Below are 2,297 nucleotides of genomic sequence, written 5' to 3'. Positions count from 1 at the left end.
ATCATCATTCCAAATGGCTGCATAGGGCAAGGTTTCGCCTGTTTGGGCATCGATGACCACTCCCGAAAATTCCGATTTTTCATTTTCTTCAATCTGATCTTTATTTTTCTTCTTGATGATGATTGTGGATTCGTCGACCTGTTCGAAGGTGAGGTTTGTACCTTCTAATATCCTTTCAAAAGCCTCTTCCACAGAAAGATTACGGATGTTAACATTGATGATGATATCCCTGACATTTCTATCTGCAAAGGCAATCTTGAGAAGATATTTTTTTTTCAATACCTGAAAGACCTCTTTCAAAGGAACATTAATAAATTCCTCATTGACCACAGGAGTCCCGTTTCCCAAAGTCACATTGGAAATCATCAGGAAAAAAATAAACGGAAAGAAGGTTTTCAGCATGCAGGTTTTATACGGTCAATACTGATTTTATTGTGTAATAGTAGAATCTGAAAAGTAAACTTATGGCATAATCCGGGATTTAGATCAAAAATGCCTCTTTTGGTTTATTCTATGAAGGATAATTCCAACGAATTCCCATTACGGACATATTGCAAACCCAAGGGTTCACATACCAAGCGGAGTGCTTTTTCCAGATCCTTATTGTCAAAATATCCGGTATATTTTTGATTTTTCAATTCCTCGGGGAATGAGATTTGAAGGTCAAACTGTCTTTCTAATTCCGAAATGACATCCTCGACATTCTCTTCCTCATAGTAAAATTCCCCATCAAGCCATTTTGGAGCATACTGAGGAAGATTTGAGAAAGTCAGAAAATCGGACTGATTCAAGGTCACCCCATCACCCGGATTAAGTATCAATTGCTTTTGGGAGGCAATGGAGGTTACAGAAACTTTGCCGCTCAAGCATTCCACCTTATATTTTCCTTCTCTTGAATAGATATTAAAGCTTGTTCCCAGGATTTGGGTAACTCCCAAGGTGGAATGGATTTCGAATTTTTCGCCTTTTTGGATTTCGAAAAAACCCTCTCCCTCAAAAGATACCTTTCTGTCAAAATTCCACAAAAACCTATTGTATGTGATTTTGGAATCGGCATTCAACTGGACGCTTGACTTGTCAGGCAACTCGATTTTTTTAAATGCCGTTTTTCCCACTTCGATAGTCACTTCATTGAATGCAACCAAAGCGTACATCGAAAGCGCGATGAATGCAACTGAAGCTGCTATTTTGTAAAAAAGGAAAATGGTTTTCGATTCAGAACCCGTTTTTTTCAAATCGGACTTGGAATCAAAAGGAAGCTCAAGGTCAAGCATATCTATCATTTTTGAAACCGCATTTTCATCCGGCTTTTCCTCTGTAGGATAAGATTGTAACTTGTCTTTAATTATTTTATCAAAGTTTTCCATTTTTTTAATTGCTTTTTTCCAAGAGTGCCCGCTTCAATTTTTCTCTTGCGATTGAAAGGTTTGATTTTGATGTTCCTTCAGAAATGCCAAGTTTCTCGGCAATCTCATGGTGTTTGAAACCTTCCATCACATAAAGATTAAAGGTTATTTTGTATGATGGAGGTAGATTTTGGATCAAAACCATTATTTCCTCTGCAGAAAGTGCTTCCAAAGCATCCTCTGACCCGCTTGATAAATCAAATGCCAGATCTATATCACCTTGGAGGTAATGTTTTTTGTTCTTTCTGAAATGGTCTATTGCCGTATTGACAAAAATCCTCCGCATCCAAGCTTTGATTTCCAATTCAGAATCATAGCGGCCTATGTTGGTAAAAACCTTCAGGAATCCATCGTTTACCATTTCTTCGGCTTCTGCCCTTGACTGTGAGTACCTGAGACAGATACTCAGACCATAGCCATAAAATTTCCTGTAAAATGCTGCTTGGGCATTTCTCTGATTGGATTTGCATCCCAAGATCAAGGTTTTTTCTTCTTCAGTCATTCGAAATTTTGAAACAAAACCGGGAATCTGCCGACTCCCGGTTTCAAACCCAAACCAAATATAATCTTATCCTTTATTCATCCCACAGGTTTTCAATTCTATAAACTCCCCGCTTTCGTCAAAAATCAATACCCCGACTTCTGCTACCAAAACATGGATTTCAACTTCTTCATTTCTTGTGCCTTTTCGGGCTCTTAAAATTTCATTGTCAGGATAATTCTCCTCGATGTAGGAAGTAATGCTTTCCGGAAGGTCTTCAATTTCAATTTTTTGGAAATTTGGACAGGTCCTTACAGGTTTTTCTCTCAATTTTAAAAACTCTCCATCTGTATCGAAAATCACAATCCCTATTTCCTTGACTAGGACATGGTATTGGTTCAATTCATCCC

The 2,297-nt window shown here is 38.0% G+C and carries 4 protein-coding genes; all 4 read right to left on the bottom strand.

All coding sequences use genetic code 11. From position 1 onward, the window contains the following. Window positions 1-402: STN domain-containing protein (locus ACZFYI_RS19275; protein ID WP_462525748.1), on the bottom strand; the 402-nt coding region annotated here is incomplete at its 3' end. Window positions 403-506: 104 nt separating this feature from the next. Next, on the bottom strand, window positions 507-1,367 hold the full coding sequence (locus tag ACZFYI_RS19270) for a FecR family protein (RefSeq protein WP_462525747.1): 861 nt from the start codon (window positions 1,365-1,367) through the stop codon (window positions 507-509). A gap of 4 nt (window positions 1,368-1,371) precedes the next feature. Beyond that, on the bottom strand, window positions 1,372-1,908 hold the full coding sequence (locus tag ACZFYI_RS19265; protein ID WP_462525746.1) for an RNA polymerase sigma factor: 537 nt from the start codon (window positions 1,906-1,908) through the stop codon (window positions 1,372-1,374). A gap of 66 nt (window positions 1,909-1,974) precedes the next feature. Next, on the bottom strand, window positions 1,975-2,297 hold a 323-nt coding region (locus tag ACZFYI_RS19260), incomplete at its 5' end, for a hypothetical protein (protein ID WP_462525745.1).

This window comes from Aquiflexum sp. (assembly GCF_977115555.1).
The sequence above is the reverse complement of the archived record's forward strand: the minus strand, read 5'-3'. Positions and strand labels throughout refer to the sequence as shown.